Genomic DNA, 22274 nt, shown 5'->3' with positions numbered 1-22274 from the left:
AACTATGAAGAAAAATATACTCGTTATTTATTATACTCAGTCGGGACAGCTGGAAGATATCGTAAAGAACATCGCCCGCCCGTTTGAGGATAAAGGCGAAGAATATGAAGTAACGTATTATAATATACAACTGAAAAAGGATTTCCCGTTCCCGTGGAGTGGAGACGTATTTTTCAACACGTTTCCGGAATCTTATCTTCAGATCCCGAGTGAAATCCTTCCACCGCCGGAAGAAGTACTGACCAAGAAATTCGATCTGGTTCTTTTCGGCTATCAGGTATGGTACCTTACCCCTTCCATTCCGATTATTTCTTTTCTGAAAAGCGGTTACGCAGAGAATATTCTGAAAGATACGCCTGTCGTTACAATTTCAGGAACAAGAAATATGTGGATGTACTCCCAGGAAAAACTGAAAGTTTATTTAAAGAATCTGAATGCAAAACTGGTAGGAAACATCGCACTGGTAGACCGTCACGACAATTACACCAGTGTGCTCACTATTCTCCGATGGATGACCACCGGGAAAAAAGAAAAATCTGGCATGCTGCCCGCAGCTGGAGTTTCAGACCAGGAAATCGCCGGTGCGGGGAAATACGGGAAAATCATCGAAAAGCATTTTTCTGAAAATACCATTGATACTTTACAGCCCGATCTGGTAAAAAACGGCGCTGTAGAAATCCGTGCATTTCTGGTGAGGGTGGAAAAAGTAGGAAACAAAATTTTCACCGTATGGTCGAACCTTATCATAAAGAAAAAAGAGAAACGACCATTGCTCATTAAATTCTTTAAGGTATATTTGATGGCCGCCATATGGATTATTTCGCCTATCGTATTGGTTTTACACTTACTGACTACACCAATCTTCTGGTTTAAAAGAAAAAAACAAAGAGAATATTTACAAGGAATTAATATAAAATAGAATGAACGACGTATTTATAACAAAAGCATTTACATACCTACCCAATGAACCGGTTTCTAATGATGAAATGGAAACGTATCTCGGTTATATAAACGACGCTCCGTCCAAAGCCAAATCTCTTATTCTGAGAAATAACAAAATCAAGACAAGATATTACGCACTGGACAAAGAAGGAAATCCTACCCACACCAATGCCCAGATTGCTGCGAATGCGGTAAAAGGTCTTTTTGATGACAAATTCACGAAGGATGACATTGAGCTTCTTTCTGCAGGAACTTCTTCTCCGGACCAGATCCAGCCTTCCCACGCCTCTATGGTTCACGGGGAGCTTGACGTTAATAAATCTTTAGCCATCAACACGGCTTCAGGACTTTGCAACTCCGGGATGAATGCCCTGAATTACGGTTTTCTTTCCGTAAAAGCAGGTGTTCATAAAAATGCGGTATGTGTAGGTTCTGAGAGAATGTCTGCATGGATGACTGCGGATAAATTCAATCACGAAGCGGAAAATCTGATCTTGTTGGAAGAAAGGCCGATCATCGCCTTCAAAAGAGAATTTTTGAGATGGATGCTTTCCGACGGTGCCGGAGCTTTCCTTCTGGAAGGACAACCGAGAGAGGATGAGGTTTCGTTGAAAATAGAATTTATTGATTTCTATTCGTATGCCCACCAAATTGAAGCCTGTATGTATGCCGGGACCGAAAAGCAGGAAGACGGAAGCCTGAAATCATGGGCCGATTATCCGTCTGATGAATGGCTGAAGCAGTCTATATTCGCATTAAAGCAGGATACCAAAATTTTAGATAAATATATTCTGGTAAAAGGAGCGGAAAGTTTAAGAACTTCTTTCGATAAGCACAACTTGGACCCGGATACTGTTGACCACGTATTGGCCCACGTATCTTCAGGCTACTTCAAAGAAGGCTTAAAAGAAGAATTTGCGAAAGTAGGATTGGATTTCCCTTGGGAAAAATGGTTTTACAATCTTTCCGAAGTCGGTAACATTGGCGCCGGATCGATCTTCATCGCTCTGGAACAGCTCATGAACTCCGGAAGACTGAAAAAAGGCGAAAAAGTATTGCTTTGTGTACCTGAAAGCGGAAGGTTCTCTTATTCTTGTGCTTTATTAACGGTTTGCTAATGGAAAACAGACTGCCCACCTCCGATCCGCAATTTGTCGAAAGCCTGATCCCGCAAAGGTTTCCTTTCGTCATGGTAAGCAGCATCGCAGAATATTCCGATTCCCATCTGGTTTCAGGCTTTGAAATTAAAGAAGAAAATATGTTCGTCCAGAACGGGATCTTTCAGGCTTCGGGATTGGTAGAACATCAGGCACAAAGCGTTGCCCTGCATACGGGATATAAATTTTACCTGCTGGGAAAAGAAGCACCTACAGGATATATCGGGGCTATCAAAACATTTGAAGCCATGGCATTGCCAAAAGCAGGCGACCAACTGAAATCGGAAATTTCCATCATCAACGAAATGATGGGTGTTACACTGGTAGATGTGGTAACAATGCTGAACGACGAGGTAATTGCCAGGTCCCAAATGAAAACCGTCATAATGTAACAACATGGAAATCAAGGAAGAAAACATCATCAACATCCACAATTTTCTGCCTCATCGCGAACCTATGCTGATGACGGATTATATCCTGGAACTTACCAAAGAAAAAGTGATCACTTCCTTTGAAATAAAAGAAGGCAACATCTTTGTCGATAAAGGGGTGTTTGTAGAAGCCGGACTGATTGAAAACTCAGCGCAGACCTGCTCCTCTATTTTAGGGCAAAGCTTCTTCGAGAATCCTGAAACCGATACCAACGTAATTGGCTTTATCACCAACATCAAAAAGATAGAAATCTTTTCCCTGCCGAAAGTGGGAAATACCATTATTTCCAAGGCTTCGCTGATTTCGCAGTTTGAGAACATCTGCCATATTTTCTGCGAAACCTTTCTGGAGGATGAACTGCTGATCCGTTCGGAAATCAACCTCTTTATTCAGGAAGTAAAACCATAAGATAAGTAAATACAGAAAGCCGCTTTTCACGAAGCGGCTTTTTTCATGCGCTTTTGTTACCTTACACGTACCACACTGCATAAGATCAGCACCTTATTTGATGTATCATGGGAACACAACCACAAAAATAAAATATATGGCTCAGATTACAGATTTCGACAAACCGGACTTTGTTCCCGAAAAGAAAACCTCTTCTATTATCAATCATTCTCTTGCGATGTATAAGGGAGTTGCTTTATACGGCATTATTGCCATGCTAATTTATATTACAGGCTCCTACATCATTCAGCGACTGATCGGTTTTGATTCCGTAGAGATGGTGGACGAAATGAAAAATAACGGTACTGATTATTACAGCTTCAATTATTTTGCAATTCCGGGTTTTTCCCTGTATCTGTCTTTATCCGGACTGTTTGGATTGCTGGCCTCTCCTTTATACGTAGGCCTACTTTATATCGTTGACAAATACCGGAGAAGAGAGCAGGCTCAGTTTTCCGATCTCTTTATCGGGTACCGGCAAAATTTCATCAATATTGTGATCTTCACCCTGATTTCCGGGATCATCTCCGGGCTGGCTATGTTTTTCTGCATTGTCCCGTTCTTCTTTGTCTATCCTTTTCTGATGCTCGGTTATCCGGTGCTCCTTTTCGAAAATGCATCGGCCGGAGAAGCCCTTCAAAAATCCGTAAACCTGGCAAAGGAAAATTACGGAACATTGCTGGCCACAGGATTTGTAGGAATGCTCCTTTCGTGGATCGGAATCATCCTCTGCGGAATCGGAATTGTTGCAACGGCACCGTTTTTTGCAGTCGTTATGTATTCCGCATATTGTGCCTGCACCGGCAGGCCTGTAAAGACCGTACAGCGATAAATTACAAGTGAGGCTTTTAGGTCTCACTTTTTTTATGCATCTTCATCCGTACATCATCAAATCATGGTCGTACTATGTTCTGCATTTTTATTATCTTAGCGAACTCATTTAAACCATAATCTAACACAATTTTTTAAGTGAAAAAGCAGGATCTTCCACAGGACGAAAGCAACTTACAATCAGCAAACATGACGGAAGTTTTGTATGTGACTGATGAGAACAACAATTATACAACGGCGAACAGCATCGGCTGGGATGCCAAAAAAGCCGCTCTGGATGAATCGTTAGCTTTAATTAATGAGAGAATAGAAGAAGCCAGGCAGAATGTAGCAAATAATACGGTAAGCCCAATCGTCTATTTCATGGAACTGAATAAAATGGATCTGCAGGTACTGGCAGCCTATGTCGGTATGTGGCAGTGGCGTGTGAAGAGACATGGCAAACCCAAAATATTTAAAACACTAAATCATTCCGTACTGAAAAAATATGCCGATGCTTTCGGGATCTCAGTGGATGAACTGAAAAATTTCAACGGAAAATAAAAAGAACCTTGCAGGTTCTGTAAAACCAAGCTAAGAATGAAACTTAATTTTGAACACCATCAGACTGCGCATTGCGAGAACGGTGTTGCCTCCAATTTATTATTAAACAAAGGGTTGAAACTCAGCGAACCGATGATCTTCGGAATCGGATCCGGATTATTCTTTGTATACCTCCCTTTTTTAAAAGTAAATTTTGCACCCGGGTTCAGCTATCGCCCAATGCCCGGCGCTATTTTCAGCAAAGCCGCAAAAAGACTGGGAATTAAAATTAAAAGGCTGAAATTTTCCAATCCGGAGGAAGCCCAAAAAGCTCTGGAAAAAAATCTGGAAAACAATATCCCGACAGGACTTCAGGTAGGTGTTTTCAACCTGACGTATTTTCCTGAAGAATATAAATTCCATTTCAATGCCCACAACCTGGTAGTATACGGTAAAGAGGATGGGAAATTCCTGATCAGCGATCCGGTAATGGATTATACAACAACCCTCACCGAAGCCGAGCTGGAGAAAGTAAGATATGCCAAAGGCGCACTTCCTCCGAAAGGCCATATGTACTACCCTACTTATATTCCTGAACACGTCAACCTGGAAGAAGCTATTAAGAAAGGCATTAACGATACCTGCAAAAATATGCTGGCTCCTGTTCCGATCATCGGAGTAAAAGCCATGAGATGGGTTGCTAAAAACATCCCGAAATGGGCGGCAAAAAAAGGAACGAAAACCACCAATCATTACTTGGGGCAATTGATCCGGATGCAGGAAGAAATCGGTACCGGCGGCGGCGGATTCCGTTTTATTTACGGGGCATTCCTGCAGGAAGCAGCCGTCATCCTCAAAAATGAAAAATTAAACGAATTATCCAAAGAAATTACTACAATTGGTGACCTTTGGAGAGATTTTGCCGTAGATATTGCAAGAGTGTACAAAAACAGGAATTCCAAAAGCGATATCTACAACCAACTTTCAAAAACGATGCTTCATATTGCCGACCTGGAAGAAGCTTTTTACAAAAAACTGAAAAAAGCAATATAAGGTGGAGCATTTCATAGCCATAAAAAACCTGTACAAGAAATACAAGAATGCAGAAGACTTTTCTGTAAACGATATTTCTCTGGTGATCGATAAGAACGAAATCTACGGAATCCTGGGACCCAACGGAGCCGGGAAAACGACATTGATTTCCATGCTTTCGGGATTGATCAAACCCACTTCGGGGCAGTTTACAATCGACGGACTTTCTCATCAGAAGAATGGTTTCAAATTGAGACAGATCATGGGAATCGTTCCGCAGGAATATGCTTTATACCCTACTTTAACGGCAAGGGAAAATCTGATGTTCTTCGGGAGCCTGTACGGTTTAAGCCATAAAAAATTAAAGGCTGCCATTGAAGAATCTCTGGAAATCATGGGCCTTTCTAAATTTGCCGATAAAAAAGTAGAGCAGTTCTCCGGAGGAATGAAGCGGAGATGCAACCTGATTGCCGGTACGCTTCACAACCCAAAAGTTCTCTTTCTTGATGAACCGACCGTGGGTGTTGATGTTCAGTCCAAAAAAGCGATCATCGATTACCTGCTGGATTTAAATAAAAAAGGGACCTGTATCATCTACACTTCCCATCACCTTTCCGAAGCTGAAGAATTCTGTACCAAAATCGCAATTATCGATCACGGAAAGATCCACGCTGTAGGAACCCCTGAGGAATTAATCGGTAAAGTTTCCCATGCGGAAAATTTAGAGGATGTTTTCATTTCATTAACCGGAAAAGAATTACGCGATGTTGTTGTATAAACTGTGGAGAAGCTTTTTAAAGGAAATCCTTCTGCTGAAAAGAGACATTGGGGGAATCGTCATTATTTTCGTGATGCCGCTGCTGCTGATCATTACCATAACCCTGATCCAGGATTCTACCTTTAAAAACCTGGAGGGCTCGAAAATCCCGGTTATTTTTGTAGATAACGATCAATCTGAAGTCTCAAAAAATATAAAACAGGAACTGGAACGCAGCAAAAGTTTTGAGCTGATGACCGATTTTACTGAAAAATCCGCGCAGAATGCCGTATTCTCCGGTGATTACCAGATGGCCATCGTCATTCCTGAGCATTTAACGAAAGACATCAATTCCAATATCGATTCTAAAGTCCAGGCGATTGTAAGCTCATTTGGGCTGGAAACGGATTCGTCAGCCGTGAAAAAAACGGCTTTGAAAGCAAAAGACATTCACCTTTATTTTGATCCGGCGACGAATATCGGATTTAAAAACAGCGTGATGAACGCCATTAATAAAATGGTTTTCGAGATCGAAAATAAAAAGATTTACAAAGCTTTCCAGGATCAGCTGGGGACAACGGAAGACCTTTCAAAAAACAAAAGCCTGATCGGCTTTAAAGAAATTACGCCTAAAAGAGGAGAAATGGAAGCTCTGCCGAACTCCGTTCAGCATAATGTTCCGGCATGGGCCCTGTTTGCCATCTTCTTCATTGTTGTACCGTTATCGATTAATTTAGTTAAAGAAAAAAGTCAGGGGACCAGTGTAAGGGCACGAATAAGCCCAACCCCCTACTTTGTACATATCTTAGGAAAAACATTTACTTACCTTATCATCTGTGTGATCCAGTTTCTACTGATGGTTGCTGTTGGGATCTACCTATTCCCGTACATGGATTTGCCGCAGTTTGATGTTACCGGAAAAATGCTTCCCATGATCATTGTAACGATCTTTGCAGGTCTTGCAGCCATCGGGTTTGGCGTCTTGCTGGGAACTGTTGCGGATACGCAGGAACAGTCTGCTCCTTTTGGTGCCACTTCCGTAGTGGTTCTGGCAGCAATCGGCGGGATCTGGGTTCCGGTATTTTTAATGCCTGAATTTATGCAGACCATCGCCAAATTCTCTCCGATGAACTGGGGGCTGAATGCTTATTACGATATCATCCTGAGAAACAGCGGAATCGGAGGCATTGCCAAAGAAATTACGTTTTTATTTTTATTCTATATCGCCATGGTGGGTATTTCATTATTTTACGAAAGAAAACAAAATGCAGTCTAAAGAAAATATATTGACGTGTACCGAAGAGGTACGGGTAAGATTTAATGAAACCGATCCGTTGGGAATTGTCTGGCACGGCCATTACATTGTCTATTTCGAAGACGGAAGAGAAGCCTTCGGAAGACAGCACGGCTTAACGTACCTTGATATTCAAAAAGCAGGTTTTGTAACCCCGATCGTTAAAAGTACCTGCGAACATTTTCTTCCTTTGAAATACGGGGAAACATTCAGGATTGTTACGACATTCGTGAATTCGGTTTCTGCCAAGTTAATTTACCGGTACGAACTTTTTAACCAGGAAGGCAAGCTGGTGTGTTCCGGAGAAACCATCCAGGTTTTTTTAGATTCCGATAACAATTTATGCCTGTACAATCCGGAATTTTTTCAGGCCTGGAAAGACAAAGTGGGATTATGATGAATCAGGAAGTATATATCACGGATTATAACTGCGTCACTCCTTTAGGCTTTGATGTTTCATCCAACTGGACAGCCCTTCTGGAAGGGAAATCCGGTGTGGGTTTACATCAGATCATACAAAACCAGCCCCATTTCTATGCTTCCATGATCGATGCTGAAAAAGTGAATAAAGAATTCAATGAGAATTTTAACAGAGATCAGCTAGACAATCAAAGTTTTACGAAACTGGAAAAGATGCTTATGCTAAGCTTAAAACCTTTGGTGGAAAGACATCCGGTTTCAGAACATACGGCTTTTATCTTATCAACAACCAAAGGAAATATCAGCTTATTAAAAAATGAGTCCGCTTTGCCGGAAGGTGTATTTCTCCCAAATTTAGCCCGGAAAATTGCTGATTTTTTCGGATTTAAATCGAAACCGATCATTGTTTCGAATGCCTGTGTTTCAGGGGTTATGGCAATCGCTGTTGCGAAGAGCATGATCCGGACAGGAAAATATAAGAATGCCTTCGTCATTGCCGGAGATGAAATTTCAGAGTTTGTGATTTCAGGTTTTAATTCTTTTCAGGCCATCGGTACGGAGATCTGCAAACCTTACGATAAAAGCCGGGATGGCATCAACATCGGTGAAGCTGCCGCAGCGGTTTATATAACTTCTGAACCAAAGAATAACGAAACCTTTTGTTTTAAAATCTCAGGAGACTCGGCAGTGAATGACGCGAACCATATTTCCGGACCATCGAGAACAGGTGACGGTTTATTTGCCAGCATCAAAAATGCAATGGCAGAAGCTCAAATTTCCACTTCACAGATCGATTTTATTTCCGCCCACGGAACCGCTACCCTTTACAATGATGAAATGGAAGCCATCGCTTTCAATAGGATGGAATTGGAGCAGGTTCCCTTAAACAGTTTGAAAGCATACTACGGCCATTGCCTGGGAGCATCCGGATTACTGGAGAGTATTATCTCTATGGAAAGTGCCTTGAATAATACGCTGATTCCCTCCAAAAACTTTGAAGAGCCGGGAACTTCTCAACCACTGAATATCATCAGAGAAAACCAGTCTGCGGACATCCAGTATATTTTAAAAACCGCTTCCGGATTTGGAGGCTGTAATTCAGCTCTTGTTTTGGAGAAAATGTAAAAAATAATTTTGTATTTTTGATAGACATAAGTTTGAGAAAAATGGAATCCAGTGTAGATATAAGAAAAAGAATTCACGAATTCATCGATACCGCTGATGAAAGAATTTTGCGTATTTTCAAAAGAATCATTGATGATACTGAAAAAGAAGAAGACAATTATTCTGCTGTTCCCGATTGGTACTACGAAAAGCTTGAACTTGAAAGAGAGAAGCACATAAAAGGTGAAACTCCCTCATATACTTGGGAAGAAGTGAAGCAAAGGTTGATGAGGGATTATGACTTATAAATTAATTTTAAAGTCAAGAGCTCATATCGATTTAGCTGAAGCAATTGAATATTATCAAAGTAAAAGAAAAGGTTTAGGTAATAAATTTCTGAAATGTGTTCAAAAGTTTTTTGATAGAATTACTAAAAATCCGTTGCACTATTCTGTAAAAAGCAATAATTTTCGTGAAGTTTATATCCAACAATTCCCTTACGTCATTATTTATGAAGTTATAGATAATGATATTGTAGTTTTCTCTGTTTTCAACACCCATCAAAACCCGGAACGAAAGCCTTAATCCTTTTTAACTTTATTCATGAAGAAAACAGATACCTGCACTATAGAAAATTCAACAATTGTTCTCAATAATAAAATCATTTTTGAATCGCCTGCTGAAAACTTTTCAGATTTTGCGAAAGAAGCCTATAAAAGCCTGGAACTGAACTATCCTAAATTTCATAAAATGGATAGCCTGAGCAAGCTGGCTTTCCTGGCCTCTGAAATAATCTTAAAAAATGAAGATCACAGCCGTACCGCTTTGGTATTTTCCAACAGGTCATCGAGTTTAGACACCGATTTCAAATATCAGGAAAGCATCAATTCCCAGGACAGTTACTTTCCGAGCCCGGCGGTTTTTGTATATACGCTGCCCAATATCTGTGTAGGTGAGATCAGCATCCGGCACAAAATGCAGACCGAGAATGCTTTTTTTGTACTGGATGAATTCGACGAAGAATTCCTGAACAGCTACGCCCAACAGATATTGCAGTCGGGAAAAGCCGATAAAGTATTGTGCGGCTGGGTAGAACTATATCAGGAAAGTTATAAAGCTTTTGTATATTTGCTGACTGCGTAATTTAACAATATAACAGTATAAGAATGTAATAATCATATTCAGTAGTAACCCATTGGTAAACTGGCAGATTGATACATTCGTAAATTTTAAAAAATATGGAAAACTTAAGAGAAGAATTAAAACACAAAATTATCGAAGTTCTTAATTTAGAAGACGTTGCAGTAGAAGAAATCAAAGATACGGATCCGTTGTTCGGGGGAGGTCTTGGATTGGATTCTATCGACGCCCTTGAGCTGATTGTTCTTTTGGATAAAGAATACGGTATCAAATTATCCGATCCTAAAAAAGGAAAGGAAATTTTCTCCTCCATCGATACCATGGCGAAATTTATCGAAGAAAACAGAACAAAATAAATCAATATACCAATGGATCAATGTAACAGTTTACCAATAAGTGTTAGACTGGTATATTGATCCATTGTTACATTTTATAAAATGGGTCAAAAAATTGCCATTACAGGAATGGGCATCATATCTTCCATTGGGAACAATGTGGAAGAAAACCTGAGTTCATTACAATCCGGAAAGCACGGGATCTCCGATATCCAGCTGTTTGAAACGCGTCATGCCGGACATATCAAGACCGGTGAAATTAAACTTTCCAATGCGGAACTGACGGAGAAACTTCAGCTAAAGGATGCGAAAAATGCTACCAGAACAGCTTTGCTAGGGATGATTGCGGCAAAAGAAGCCATCGAAAGTGCGGGAATTTCGGATATTAATGAATATAAAACAGGATTGATCTCCTCGACCAGTGTCGGCGGGATGGATGTTACCGAAAACTATTTCTATACGTACGAAGAATTTCCTGAAAAGCAAAAATATATAGACTCTCATGATGCGGGCAACTCATCATTGCTCATTGCCGATTATTTAGGGTTAAAAGGAATGGTTTCCACCATCAGCACGGCCTGTTCTTCAGCTGCCAACGCGATCATGATGGGAGCAAAGCTTATTAAAAACGGTGTTCTTGACCGTGTGATTGTCGGTGGAACCGACGCCCTTTCCAAGTTTACCCTGAACGGATTCAACACGCTGATGATTCTTACGGATTCTTACAATACACCTTTCGATAACAACCGGAAGGGGTTGAACCTTGGAGAAGCCGCAGCTTTCATCGTTCTTGAATCTGATGAAATCGTAAAAAAAGAAAACAAAAAAGTGCTGGGTTATCTTTCAGGATACGGAAACGCCAACGATGCGCACCACCAGACGGCTTCCTCGGAAAACGGACAGGGCGCTTATTTAGCAATGGAAAAAGCCTTGAAAGTTTCCGGTTTGGATAAAGAAAATATCGACTACATCAACGTACACGGAACTGCAACGCCGAATAACGATTTATCGGAAGGAATTGCGATGATCCGTATTTTCGGAGAAGGAAAAGTCCCGGAATTCAGTTCTACCAAAGCATTCACAGGACATACCTTGGCGGCGGCGGCAGGTATTGAAGCTGTTTACTCATTACTGGCCATTCAAAACAACCTGATTTTTCCCAACCTGAATTTCAAAACCAAAATGGAAGAGTTTGACCTTATTCCTGTTACGGAACTCAAGGAAAAAAATATAGATCACGTCCTTTCCAATTCATTCGGATTCGGAGGAAATTGTTCAACTTTAATTTTCTCAAAATCATGAGTGCCGTCTACATCAACAGTGCAGCCTGTATTTCAGCACAGGATACCCTAAATGAAGATTTCTTCCAAAATCTTCAGGCAGTAAACTCAGGCCAGGTTCTGAAAGCCATTGAACCGGTTTACAAAGAATTTATCCCACCGGCAATGATCCGCAGAATGTCTAAAACGGTAAAAATGAGCTCCGTCGCTTCCCATTATGCATTAAAAGAAGCTGGAATCGAAAATCCGGATGCTATTATCGTAGGGACCGGAATGGGCTGTTCCCAGGATTCTGAAAAGTTTCTAAAGAATGTCCTGGATAATAACGAAGAATTTCTTACCCCCACTTATTTTATCCAGTCCACCCACAATACGGTTGCCGGACAGATTGCCTTAGGCCTGCAGTGCCACGCTTATAATTTCACCTACGTAAATACGTCTTCCTCTTTGGAATTTTCAATGCTGGATGCAAAACTTCAGATCATCGATGATGAGGCGGAACATGTGTTGGTAGGTTCTACTGATGAGCAGACCGAAAGAACCATGAACCTGTATGAGCTGAACAAAACCATCAAAAAGAATGAGCATTTTCCTGTAGATTACCTGCATTCCACTACAGAAGGAGTAGCCTGGGGAGAAGGTGCCAGTTTTTTTGTATTGGGTAAAGATAAAAAAGACAGTACCTACGCTCAACTAAAAGACATACAGATCAGCAACACAGTAAATCCTGATGAAATAAAACAGTTTATTGAAAAGTTTTTAGCCAAAAATAATTTGGCTTTTAATGATATTGATGCGGTGATCTTGGGCTTCAGCGGTGATGCAAAATCCGATGCTTATTATACAAAAGCAATGGACCTGTTTACGGATTCATCTTTGCTTTACTACAAACACCTGAGCGGTGAATTCAATACGGCAAGCGGCTTTTCAACGTTTATTGCGTGCCACACCCTGAAAAATCAGGAAATTCCGGAAGTGATGTTAATTAATCAAGTCAAGAAAGAGCGCATTAAAAATATTTTGCTGTACAATCATCTTCTCGGGAATGACCATAGCCTGGTTTTGCTGGAAAAGGCTTAACTTTTATCATTGAAATTTATGAAAGACAAAGTGATCCATAACAACGATTTTAAAAATTGGTCTGAATTCATTTCAAATAAAATAAAAGCAGCCCAAACAAAAACAGCATTCAAAATCAATGCAGAACTGCTAACCTTATACTGGGAGATAGGGAATTCGATTATTAAACAGCAAAAACAAAAAAAATGGGGAAGCAAAATTATTGATCTCTTAGCCGATAATCTCGCTGAAAACTTTCCCGGCAATAAAGGTTTTTCTGTACGTAATTTAAAATATATGCGGTCTTTTGCAGAAGCCTACCCACATTTTCCAATTGTGCAGGTGCCGCTTGCACAAAAAGAAAATCATTTTATGCAAGTGCCACTTGCACAAATTACATGGTATCATCATATCAGCCTGCTAACCAAAGTAAAAGATATTGCGGAAAGAGCCTTTTACATTTCTGAAACCGCTAAAAACGAATGGAGTAGAAACATAATGCTCTTGCAGATACAATCTGATCTTTATTCAAGAAGCGGAAAAGCACTAAATAATTTTGAGCAGACATTACCCGAATATCAGTCTGATCTTGCTAAAAGCATTTTCAAAGATCCCTATCACTTTGACTTTTTAATGCTTTCTGCAAAGGTAAAAGAGATAGAAATAGAAAAACTGCTGACCAAGAAAATCACTGATTTCCTTCTTGAACTCGGTAAAGGATTCGCCTTTATTGGACGGCAATACTCAATTGAAGTAGATCATACAGATTACAAAATAGATTTACTTTTTTATCATACGGTACTTCATGCTTATGTTGTCATTGAGCTTAAAGCTGGAGAGTTTCTACCGGAGTATATTTCTAAGCTTAATTTTTACATCAGTGCTGTTGATGATAAGCTGAAAACACAGACTGATGAACCTACTATCGGTTTGTTGCTCTGTGCCTCAAAAAGCAATGTAAAAGTAGAATATGCAATGCGTGGCTTAGAAAAACCACTAGGTGTTGCAACATATCAATTAGAGCAACTGGTTAAAGAAAATATTGATAAACTAAATATTGATAACGAAGAAATATAATGAAACACTATTTATTTATTCTTTTTTACCTCTTCTGCAACGCTTTTATCTACGCGTTTCAGGGTACGTTCTGGGTATATCTGTTTTGTTTTCTGATGTTTTCCGCAATAGTTGTCTGGGGTTCTTTTGACATCGGCCTGGGATATTTTGTTAATAGCATTACCCACAAAAAGACTAAAATAAAAGAGGTTGCACTGACTTTCGATGACGGCCCGACTGAATTTACTCCGAAATTTTTAGATCTTTTACAGGAAAATAATATAAAAGCTACTTTTTTCTGCATCGGGAAACAGATTGAAAAATACCCCGAAACTTTTCAACGGATTATTTCGGAAGGCCATACCATCGGCAATCATACCTACTCCCATTCCAACCAAACCGGGTTCTTATCCACTTCAAAAATGATCGAAGAAATTGAAAAATGTGATGGGGTAATGCTGAAAACCGGGAATTTTAAAACCGATCTTTACCGGCCGCCTTTCGGAGTTACCAATCCGAATATTGCCAAAGCGATAAACAAAACCGGGAAGAAAAGTGTCGGCTGGAATGTCCGTTCACTGGACACCATCACCGAAGACGAAAACAAGATTTATCGGAAAGTAGCAAAGGGATTACAGAAAGGAAGCATCATTCTTCTTCACGACACTTCGGAGAAAACGTACAACGTTTTGGTAAATTTATTAGTATTTTTGGAGCGTGAAAAGTATTCGACTTTTACAATTGAATGATTTTAATGCCGGGCTTGTTTTAAAAACACAAGGTTACAAAATATTTGGATAAAATTATTGATATTCAATTACATAAAGTTTAATAAAAACATCTGAAAGATCAGAGACTTTTCTTTTAAAATTTAAATAAAAAAATGATTAAAAATATTTTCATCATCACCTTGCTGTCTGTTTCGGGTTTATTTTTGGCGCAAAACACCGCCATGTCCGGCACGGAAGCCAAAGCGTTCGTAGCAAAAGTTTCCTCCGAAACCAGAGAGATCAAAACCCTGCAGAGCGATTTTACCCAAACCAAAAAAATGGATTTCCTGGATAAAAACATCGTTACGTACGGAAAAATGTCTTTAAAGACACCGAATATGCTGAGCTGGAAATACACCAAGCCTTACCAGTATAGCATTGTTTTTAAGGATAATAAAATTTTCATTAACGATCAGGGAAAAAAGTCTGCCGTTGATGCGAAAAGCAAAACCTTCGAGAAGATCAATAAACTGATTGTCGGAAGTTCCAACGGACAGATGTTCAGCGATCCCGAATTTTCTGTGGCTTACCTGAAAAACGGCAGTTTCAATATTGCGAAATTTACGCCCAAATCTGCCCAGCTGCTGAAATACATCAAACAGATTGAACTGTACTTTCCTAAAAACCAGTCGACGGTCTCACAGGTGAACATGACCGAAGCTTCGGGGGATACAACCAATATCGTTTTCAAAAATACAAGAATCAATGCGCCGGTTGCTGCTTCGGAATTTAGCTTATAGCCTGGTTTTCATTGTTTTGTTTTCATGCAGAACGTATAAGCGTACTGATGCAAAGCCTATCCCAGGCACCGAAAAGACGGTCGAAAACCTATACTTTTCTTCCAAAGAAGATTATGTATATAAATGCCAGATGGACATTTATAAAAATCACGTCAGCGGAATCCTGATCGTAAAGAAAATGAATGATTCGGCCCACCGTGTGGTGCTGACATCAGATTTCGGGAATAAGCTGATCGATTTCGAGATTTCAGAACACGATTTTAAACTCAATTATGTACTTCCGGATCTGGATAAAAAAATTGTTATCAATTTCCTGAAGAACGATTTCCGCGAACTTTTACGGCAACAATACCCTGTAAGTGAAAGTTTTGAAAATGAAAATGCCAAAATTTACCTCTCAAAAATCGATAAAAAAGCCTATTACCTGTTTTACAATAAAAGCAATGGTTTGCTGAAACAGATCATTTACACACAAAACAGGAAAGAAAAAATCGATTTTACTTTTGAGGCAAAAAAACATATCTTCGCGGACAGTTTGGAACTTCGGCACAAAGACTTTAAAATAAACATAAAACTATTTCAAATAACCGAAAACGAATAATTCACATGAAAAAAATCATTTCCTTACTCATCTTAATAATTTCAGGAATGTCCCTGGCTCAGGTTACCTTTAATCCGGGGATCCGGGCAGGTGCCAATTTTTCGCACTTTACCAATAAAGCCCAGTGGTATTCTTACATGGATTACGATTACTACAACAATGCTGATCCAAATATGGAATTTAAGACTAAAACCGATTTTTATCTAGGACTGTTCGGAAACATCCGCTTTGCTAAATTTTACGCTCTGCAACCAGAGATCAATTATTCCAGACAGGGCGCAAAACTGGATACCAATATCAACAACTGGAACGGGCAGACGCTCACCGCTTCTTATGTAAGCCTTCAACTGGTTAACAAATTCTATTTCAACAAGTTCAATGTTCATTTCGGACCGACGCTTGAATTTTTGGTAGAACAGAAAAACTTTGATGCCGCAAATGAGATCGATTTAGGGATTACAGCAGGTTTAGGATTTGATATCACCAATAATTTCGGGATTGAAGCACGGGTAAAAAAAGGTTTTGTCCCGGTGTATTCTTTCTACAACGACCATTCAAACATCACCTTCCAGACCGGGGTTTACTATACCTTTAACTTGAAAAAATAATTTTATGCAGACCATTCTTACCGATTTTTATACGTTACAATCGCACGAACAGGCTGAAAACGGAAGCTTTACGGCTTACATTTCCCTGAACAAAGACCATGAGATTTTCAAAGGCCATTTCCCGGGAAATCCGGTAACGCCGGGCGTATGCATGATGCAGATTGTGAAGGAACTTGCTGAAGAATTTACAGGTCTGCCTCTATTTTTAAAAACCGCTTCCAATATAAAATTCATGGCCATCATCAACCCGTTTGAAACACCGGACCTGAAACTGCAGCTGGATATTACGCAGACCGACGGAGAAGTGAAAGTAAAAAATACCACTTCCTTTGGCGAGACTATTGCATTAAAAATGTCAGTTAACTACCAAAAATTGACCTCATGAAATTCATTTTCACCTTCATAACGGCTTTTACCCTTTTCTTCCAGTCAGGCATTGAATCGCTGAGAGAAAGTTACTCAAAAGCCAATTCTTCCAATGCAGGCACCGAAGCCTTCATCACAATGGCTGAAAAAACTTCGGGCTCGGATGCCGTGATCCAGGGTTACAAAGCTGCAGCTAAAATTATGGAAGCCAAAATTGCCAAATCGAACCGGAAAGCTCTGGTAAAGTCCGGAGCCACCAGTCTGGAAGGGGTGATCAAAAATAATCCCAACAATGCGGAACTGAGGGTAATCCGAATGAGCGTTCAGGAAAATATTCCGAAAATCGTAGGATACAGAGGAAGCCTTAAAGATGATAAAGCTTTTTTATTAAATAATTACAGCAAACAAAGCGCTTCCCTGAAAAATTACATCAAACGGTTTGCCGCACAATCCAAAACCATGACCCCGGCTGAAAAAGCAACCCTAAAATAAAACAATGACCCTTCCTGAAGTACAAAATGCAATTTCCGAAAAGAAAATCTGTGTTTTAATACCGACCTACAACAACGAGAAAACCCTGAAAAGAGTCATTGACGGTGTTCTCGAATATACCCAGGAAGTTATTGTTGTAAACGATGGTTCTACCGATTCCACCGCGGAAATTTTAGCCTTTTATCCTCAGCTTCAGGTTATCCATTTACCGGAAAACAAAGGAAAAGGCAACGGCCTTAAAACCGGCTTCAGGAAAGCAAAAAAACTGGGTTATCATTATGCCATCACCATTGATTCCGACGGCCAGCATTATCCCGACGACATCCCTGTTTTTGTAGAAGCACTGCTTTACGAAAAGGAAGATGTGCTGTTGATCGGTAACCGCAATATGGCCCAGGACGGAATTCCAAAGAAAAGCAGTTTCGGAAACCGCTTTTCCAACTTTTGGTTTTGGTTTGAGACGGGAATTAAGCTGGAAGATACCCAATCCGGTTACCGCCTTTACCCTTTGCATAAAATTCCGAAAAAATATTTTACCCCGAAATTTGAATTCGAGATCGAAATCATCGTACGAACTGCGTGGAGGCATGTTCCGGTAAAAAACGTTCCGGTAAAAGTGCTCTATGATCCCGCAGAAAGGGTATCGCATTTCAGGCCGTTCAAAGATTTTACAAGGATCAGCATCCTTAACACCATCTTGGTAACCATCACCCTGCTGTACATCATTCCGCGGAACTTTATCAATAATTTCCGAAAAAAAAGCATCCGCAGATTCATTAAGGAAGATGTGCTGGAAAGTGACGGAACCAACCGGACCAAAGCCTTTTCCATCGCGCTCGGCGTATTTGTGGGATTCTCTCCTTTTTGGGGGTTCCATACCCTGATTGTTATTTCGCTGGCGGTGCTTTTTAAGCTCAACAAAGTATTGGCTTTCTTTGCCTCCAACGTCAGCTTGCCGCCGTTCATTCCGTTTATTATTGCGGCTTCTCTCTTTCTCGGCGCTCCTTTTGTAGACGGCAACAGCAATATCCTGAGCCAGGAACTGAATTTTGACCTGGTAAAAAACAATCTGCTGCAATACTTGATCGGAAGTATGATTCTGGCTGTTTCAATGTCTGCACTGGCATGGATCATCACCTTTCTTCTTCTGAAAAAAGTGAGCCCGGACAAGACCGATTTTTAGGAGCTTATTCTCGCTATCCACTTCTACTCCTCACGCCAACACCATTCCCTGCGCTTGCTGCGGGGTAACCGTTCCTATCGAGGCTAGGGCGGCAGTCTCTTATTTCTTCTTTAGTCGGATCATCGAAAATTTAAGTCAATGGTGAATTCGGCTTCGCCGGTGAATGGTGAATTTTGAAACTTAGTGGTGAGATGTGAATCCAATATTGACCATTAACTCTTAATTGCATCGTAAAATTCACCATTCACTATTCACTATTCACTATTCACTATTCATCATTAACTATTCACCCTTCAGCTTCTTCTCCGTCTTTTTCAGATATTTTTCAACATTTTCGCGATCCGGAACGGTCGTTATTTCCTTTGACAAGGCTTTTTTGAATTCGGTTTTCGCCCTGGAATATTCTTTTCTGTTGAAATAATACCTTCCGGCCTGATAGTAAACAAGCCAGAAGTCCGGATTCAGCGATTGATAGTGCGGGATAAATCCGTCGGTAAGTTCTATCGTTTTATCATTTACTGCATCACTGATTTCACCATTGGCAAATTTGTATTCCTCATAATTCTTAAACGCCTGGGAATCTAAGAAAGGGTCTTTGGGAATATTAAGTTCAGACCTTGCCAGCGTTCCGTTGATAGGTTTTTTACCGGAAAAAATTTCATTCAGATCATAGCAGACAAATTCTCCCAGCTGGTATGGATTGGCGGAAACCCAGGCCAGCCTTTTCTGAGACGAAAAGATCACCGCATGATGGGCCAGCAGCTGATTGATCGCCTTTTCATTGCCATAACCGATGCTTGCACCTTTCAGCCCGGATTTATCCCTTAAAATGGCCGCCATCTTTTCGGGGTTCAGCTTTTTATTTTCCTGCAAAAGTTCCTGCAGCTTTTCATAACGGTATTCGGAATGGCTTTCGAGAATATGCTTCTGATTTCTTTTATCGTTTTTGTAAGCCTCCGACTGGAAGTGATTGGTACAAAACACCTTACTGGTATTCTCTACTCTATATACTCCGAAATTATCCGGAGAAACCTCAATAATTACGGCATTTTTATCGTTGGCACTTCCTACCAGAATGGATTCCGATACAAAAACTTTTCTTTTTTTGGCAATGGCAATGGCTTCATCAATATTCTTGGCGTACTGTAAAATTTCCCTTGTCACCAGAGAAATCGGTGTTTTTGCCGTTAAGGGAATCTTAGACTTTCCCGCGTTGATGGTTACGGTAAGCCCTTCCCTGTTCATTCCGGACACTACTCCGATCATTCCGGGCCAGCTTACAGAAAGATAAGGGATCCCGCCTTCAGGCTCTACAAATTCGATCAGCTTGTTTTTAGCAAAATCATCACCCACATAAAAATCGAAATTCCGCCCGATCAGCAGGTCACCGTCTTCCGTATTTTCATTCCAGACGGCAAGCGATGTACAGCCGACCATCATCAGATCCTGCATAGCATGGCCGATGTCGTGGGCACCGTGCAGGTACATGCTTCTCAGAAATTTTGGGGTAATAAAATTATATTTGTCCGAAGAATACCGGGACAGTCCGTACAATTCTGCCTGGTAATCTTCCCGGATATTTAGGTACATTTTCCGGTTGTACCACTTTAAAAAGCCTCTCAACAGGTCCTGCTTGAACTTTGACGGAACAAATCCTTCCACTTTGGAAAAGAAAACGTCTTCCTGCTTCTGCATAAGTCCTTGCGTCAGCGCGCCATTGTTGTATCCCAGCTGCAAAGGGTTTCCTGTGATGTACAGTTCCCAAAGCTGCTGCCTGTTTTTGGTTAAATAATTTTCGTGAAAGCTGAAGACCGAATCGTTGATCTTCTTTACCTCGGGTATTTCAACCGAATATTGTTTGATGTCCGGAATATGATGGACGGATTTCCGGATGCCGCAGGAAGTAAGGTTCAGGATAAGGCTGAGGCTAAAAAATATTATATTCAGCTTATACTTTTGAGGATATGAGCAGGGAATTGTAACGATCCTATTCTTCACCTTTATTTTTATTAATCAGTTGTATTAATCTTTCATCAATCACTTCCTTTCCAAGGATTTCCGCGCAGGTATTGAAAGCGCCGATGGTACAGCCTAAGATTCCGTGCATATTTACAGACTGTCCGGTAAGAAAAAGATTATCAATCTTTGTTCTCGGAGAAACCATTGTTTTCAGAGGGTTTTCAGAACTTTTCATGTAACCGTACATATTTCCGTTACAGCTGCCGATATAATCGCGGTAAGACAGCGGCGAAGAAGTATAGATTCTCTTAACCGACTTCCGCAAACCGGGAATTTTCTTCTCCAGCTCATCAATCATCTTTTCAGCTTTCGCAAGCTTAAATTTTTCATACCGCTCTCCCCGATTCTGCTCTTCTGCTACGGTATTAAAGGTGTTTTTCCACTCTTCTACCTCCGCAAAATCCATGTAGGAAATTGCCGTAAGGCTTTCGGCAAATCCGGGATAATGCTTTGATTCTGTTGAAGAAAGCATATACGTTTCCGGCCAGGAATCTTTTTCATAACGATGGGCATTCCATACCATTCCTTCATTTGAATAATGGTATATGTTATAATTAAAATCCGGAACCGAATGCGGTTTCAGCACCAGGTATACACTGAAACAGGAAGATACCGGTTCCCAGCTTTTAATCCTGTTCAGAAAAGATTTTTTTAAACGGTGCTCACCGATCAGCCGAATTGCAGAACGGATTTCGATATTGGAAATAAATGTCTTTGCATAATATTCTTTTCCGGTCGAAATTCTTACACCGGTTAAAGCCTGATCGTCCCCAAATATAAATTCCGAAACTTCCGAATGCTTATGAACTTCCGCGCCGTGTTCCCTTAATCTGCGGATGAGCAGCTTGGATATCTGGCTTCCGCCCTTTATACACTTGTAAGCACTTTGAATATAAGAGTTTACCGTTAGCGCATGAACATAAAACGGTACATTTTCTGAATCTCCGGCGTATAAAAAATTCGATCCCAACAAAACCGACTGCAGTGTCGTGTTTTGTGTAATGGATTCGATAAACCGTTTGGTATTAAGATGCAGGATCTCTTCGTTATAATTGTCTTTCCCTACCAGGTTATATCTCGGAAACTGACTGCAAACCCGCTGGATTTCTTCACAATAATTTTCCAGATTCTCCCGTTCTTCAGGAAAATGCCAGGCCAGCTGTTCTACAAAATTGCTGTAGCCCTGTGCATGAGGATATTCGGTTTTGTCGTCTCCGAAAGTAATTTTATCGTATCCGTTCCCATCCATCTGCTGAAGCTGAAGCTCATCCATGATCCCGAGATAGGAAAAATACTGATGAAGGTTCTGGCCTTCGGAAAGCCCGCCCAGATAATGAACGCCGGTATCGAAAATAAGCTTGTCCCGGGAAAAAGTCTGCAGATTTCCGCCATACTGGTTATTTTTCTCCAGCACGCACACCTTCAGGCCTTCTTTCGCTAAAACAAGCGCTGAAACAAGACCGCCCAATCCGCTGCCGATTACCAGTATATCAAATTCTTTTTTCAAGGAGAAAAGCTGTGTTTAGTGATGCTGAATTTTAAAATGCAAAGTTCACAAGATTTTTTCTTAACTGCCGGATGTTTCAGATTTGCAAACGCATTAACAATCAGCAAAGATAAAAAGCAACTTACGACTTAGATTTTAAATATCCCAATCACTTAATGTTTGAGTTAAATATTAGTTTTA

27 protein-coding genes are annotated in these 22274 nt (G+C 40.5%); 25 read left to right on the top strand and 2 right to left on the bottom strand.

The annotated features are described in order from the left end of the window. Positions 1-4 precede the first annotated feature (4 nt). The 25 genes from QE422_RS03820 to QE422_RS03700 all read left to right on the top strand — a co-directional run bounded on the left by QE422_RS03820 (position 5) and on the right by QE422_RS03700 (position 18568). Positions 5-919, top strand: a complete 915-nt coding sequence (locus QE422_RS03820) for a dialkylrecorsinol condensing enzyme DarA (protein ID WP_307455176.1) — start codon at positions 5-7, stop codon at positions 917-919. A 1-nt stretch (position 920) separates the two neighbouring features. Continuing rightward, positions 921-2060 (top strand): beta-ketoacyl-ACP synthase III, encoded by a 1140-nt coding sequence (locus QE422_RS03815; protein ID WP_307455174.1) that lies wholly within the window; start codon positions 921-923, stop codon positions 2058-2060. Further along, the gene (locus QE422_RS03810) at positions 2060-2491 is read left to right on the top strand and encodes a hypothetical protein (RefSeq protein ID WP_307455172.1); all 432 of its coding nucleotides are present in this window, start codon (positions 2060-2062) and stop codon (positions 2489-2491) included. Before QE422_RS03815 ends, QE422_RS03810 begins: the two co-directional genes overlap by 1 nt. Before the next feature lie 4 nt (positions 2492-2495). After that, positions 2496-2939: an ABC transporter permease gene (locus tag QE422_RS03805; RefSeq protein WP_307455170.1), complete on the top strand. Its 444-nt coding sequence runs from the start codon at positions 2496-2498 to the stop codon at positions 2937-2939. A 136-nt stretch (positions 2940-3075) separates the two neighbouring features. Next, entirely contained in the window at positions 3076-3810 is a 735-nt protein-coding gene (locus tag QE422_RS03800) for a beta-carotene 15,15'-monooxygenase (protein WP_307455169.1), read from the top strand. A gap of 137 nt (positions 3811-3947) precedes the next feature. Further along, positions 3948-4352 carry a hypothetical protein gene (locus QE422_RS03795; protein ID WP_307455167.1) on the top strand — a complete coding sequence of 135 codons (405 nt, stop codon included), beginning with the start codon at positions 3948-3950 and terminating at the stop codon, positions 4350-4352. A 36-nt stretch (positions 4353-4388) separates the two neighbouring features. Continuing rightward, positions 4389-5384 carry a BtrH N-terminal domain-containing protein gene (locus QE422_RS03790; protein ID WP_307455165.1) on the top strand — a complete coding sequence of 332 codons (996 nt, stop codon included), beginning with the start codon at positions 4389-4391 and terminating at the stop codon, positions 5382-5384. Between the two features lies 1 nt (position 5385). Further along, positions 5386-6141 carry an ABC transporter ATP-binding protein gene (locus QE422_RS03785; protein WP_307455163.1) on the top strand — a complete coding sequence of 252 codons (756 nt, stop codon included), beginning with the start codon at positions 5386-5388 and terminating at the stop codon, positions 6139-6141. Further along, complete coding sequence (locus QE422_RS03780; RefSeq protein ID WP_307455161.1) at positions 6128-7396, top strand: ABC transporter permease; 1269 nt, start codon at positions 6128-6130, stop codon at positions 7394-7396. Before QE422_RS03785 ends, QE422_RS03780 begins: the two co-directional genes overlap by 14 nt. Beyond that, positions 7386-7811, top strand: coding sequence for a thioesterase family protein (locus tag QE422_RS03775; protein WP_307455160.1), 426 nt, complete (start codon positions 7386-7388; stop codon positions 7809-7811). Before QE422_RS03780 ends, QE422_RS03775 begins: the two co-directional genes overlap by 11 nt. After that, positions 7811-8959, top strand: a complete 1149-nt coding sequence (locus QE422_RS03770) for a beta-ketoacyl synthase N-terminal-like domain-containing protein (protein ID WP_307462278.1) — start codon at positions 7811-7813, stop codon at positions 8957-8959. Before QE422_RS03775 ends, QE422_RS03770 begins: the two co-directional genes overlap by 1 nt. Positions 8960-9000: 41 nt before the next feature. After that, entirely contained in the window at positions 9001-9246 is a 246-nt protein-coding gene (locus QE422_RS03765) for an addiction module family protein (protein ID WP_307455158.1), read from the top strand. Next, entirely contained in the window at positions 9236-9523 is a 288-nt protein-coding gene (locus QE422_RS03760; protein WP_307455156.1) for a type II toxin-antitoxin system RelE/ParE family toxin, read from the top strand. Before QE422_RS03765 ends, QE422_RS03760 begins: the two co-directional genes overlap by 11 nt. 18 nt (positions 9524-9541) lie before the next feature. Further along, on the top strand, positions 9542-10081 hold the full coding sequence (locus QE422_RS03755; protein WP_307455154.1) for a 3-oxoacyl-ACP synthase: 540 nt from the start codon (positions 9542-9544) through the stop codon (positions 10079-10081). A 95-nt stretch (positions 10082-10176) separates the two neighbouring features. After that, on the top strand, positions 10177-10434 hold the full coding sequence (locus QE422_RS03750) for a phosphopantetheine-binding protein (protein ID WP_307455152.1): 258 nt from the start codon (positions 10177-10179) through the stop codon (positions 10432-10434). Between the two features lie 81 nt (positions 10435-10515). Then, positions 10516-11715, top strand: a complete 1200-nt coding sequence (locus QE422_RS03745; protein WP_307455150.1) for a beta-ketoacyl synthase — start codon at positions 10516-10518, stop codon at positions 11713-11715. Continuing rightward, positions 11712-12773 carry a beta-ketoacyl synthase N-terminal-like domain-containing protein gene (locus QE422_RS03740; protein ID WP_307455149.1) on the top strand — a complete coding sequence of 354 codons (1062 nt, stop codon included), beginning with the start codon at positions 11712-11714 and terminating at the stop codon, positions 12771-12773. Before QE422_RS03745 ends, QE422_RS03740 begins: the two co-directional genes overlap by 4 nt. Before the next feature lie 18 nt (positions 12774-12791). Then, the gene (locus QE422_RS03735; protein WP_307455148.1) at positions 12792-13829 is read left to right on the top strand and encodes a YhcG family protein; all 1038 of its coding nucleotides are present in this window, start codon (positions 12792-12794) and stop codon (positions 13827-13829) included. Beyond that, positions 13829-14557 carry a polysaccharide deacetylase family protein gene (locus QE422_RS03730; RefSeq protein ID WP_307455147.1) on the top strand — a complete coding sequence of 243 codons (729 nt, stop codon included), beginning with the start codon at positions 13829-13831 and terminating at the stop codon, positions 14555-14557. Before QE422_RS03735 ends, QE422_RS03730 begins: the two co-directional genes overlap by 1 nt. A gap of 134 nt (positions 14558-14691) precedes the next feature. Beyond that, a complete protein-coding gene (locus tag QE422_RS03725) occupies positions 14692-15318 on the top strand; it encodes an outer membrane lipoprotein carrier protein LolA (protein ID WP_307455145.1) in 627 nt (208 codons plus the stop codon). A gap of 130 nt (positions 15319-15448) precedes the next feature. Beyond that, entirely contained in the window at positions 15449-15919 is a 471-nt protein-coding gene (locus QE422_RS03720) for a hypothetical protein (RefSeq protein WP_307455144.1), read from the top strand. Between the two features lie 5 nt (positions 15920-15924). After that, the gene (locus QE422_RS03715) at positions 15925-16527 is read left to right on the top strand and encodes an outer membrane beta-barrel protein (RefSeq protein ID WP_307455142.1); all 603 of its coding nucleotides are present in this window, start codon (positions 15925-15927) and stop codon (positions 16525-16527) included. Between the two features lie 4 nt (positions 16528-16531). Further along, positions 16532-16912, top strand: coding sequence for a 3-hydroxyacyl-ACP dehydratase (locus tag QE422_RS03710; RefSeq protein WP_307455140.1), 381 nt, complete (start codon positions 16532-16534; stop codon positions 16910-16912). After that, entirely contained in the window at positions 16909-17385 is a 477-nt protein-coding gene (locus QE422_RS03705) for a hypothetical protein (protein ID WP_307455138.1), read from the top strand. The genes QE422_RS03710 and QE422_RS03705 overlap by 4 nt, the downstream gene beginning before the upstream one ends. 4 nt (positions 17386-17389) lie before the next feature. Beyond that, positions 17390-18568, top strand: coding sequence for a DUF2062 domain-containing protein (locus QE422_RS03700; RefSeq protein ID WP_307455137.1), 1179 nt, complete (start codon positions 17390-17392; stop codon positions 18566-18568). A gap of 282 nt (positions 18569-18850) precedes the next feature. Here QE422_RS03700 and QE422_RS03695 read toward each other — a convergent pair whose 3' ends face one another. Both QE422_RS03695 and QE422_RS03690 read right to left on the bottom strand, forming a co-directional pair. Further along, the gene (locus QE422_RS03695; RefSeq protein ID WP_307462277.1) at positions 18851-20515 is read right to left on the bottom strand and encodes a C45 family peptidase; all 1665 of its coding nucleotides are present in this window, start codon (positions 20513-20515) and stop codon (positions 18851-18853) included. A 40-nt stretch (positions 20516-20555) separates the two neighbouring features. Next, on the bottom strand, positions 20556-22094 hold the full coding sequence (locus tag QE422_RS03690; protein ID WP_307455136.1) for an NAD(P)/FAD-dependent oxidoreductase: 1539 nt from the start codon (positions 22092-22094) through the stop codon (positions 20556-20558). Positions 22095-22274: the final 180 nt, after the last annotated feature.

Source organism: Chryseobacterium sp. SORGH_AS_0447 (assembly GCF_030818695.1).
Classification (GTDB): domain Bacteria; phylum Bacteroidota; class Bacteroidia; order Flavobacteriales; family Weeksellaceae; genus Chryseobacterium.
This window is presented reverse-complemented; position numbering and strand designations above follow the sequence as displayed.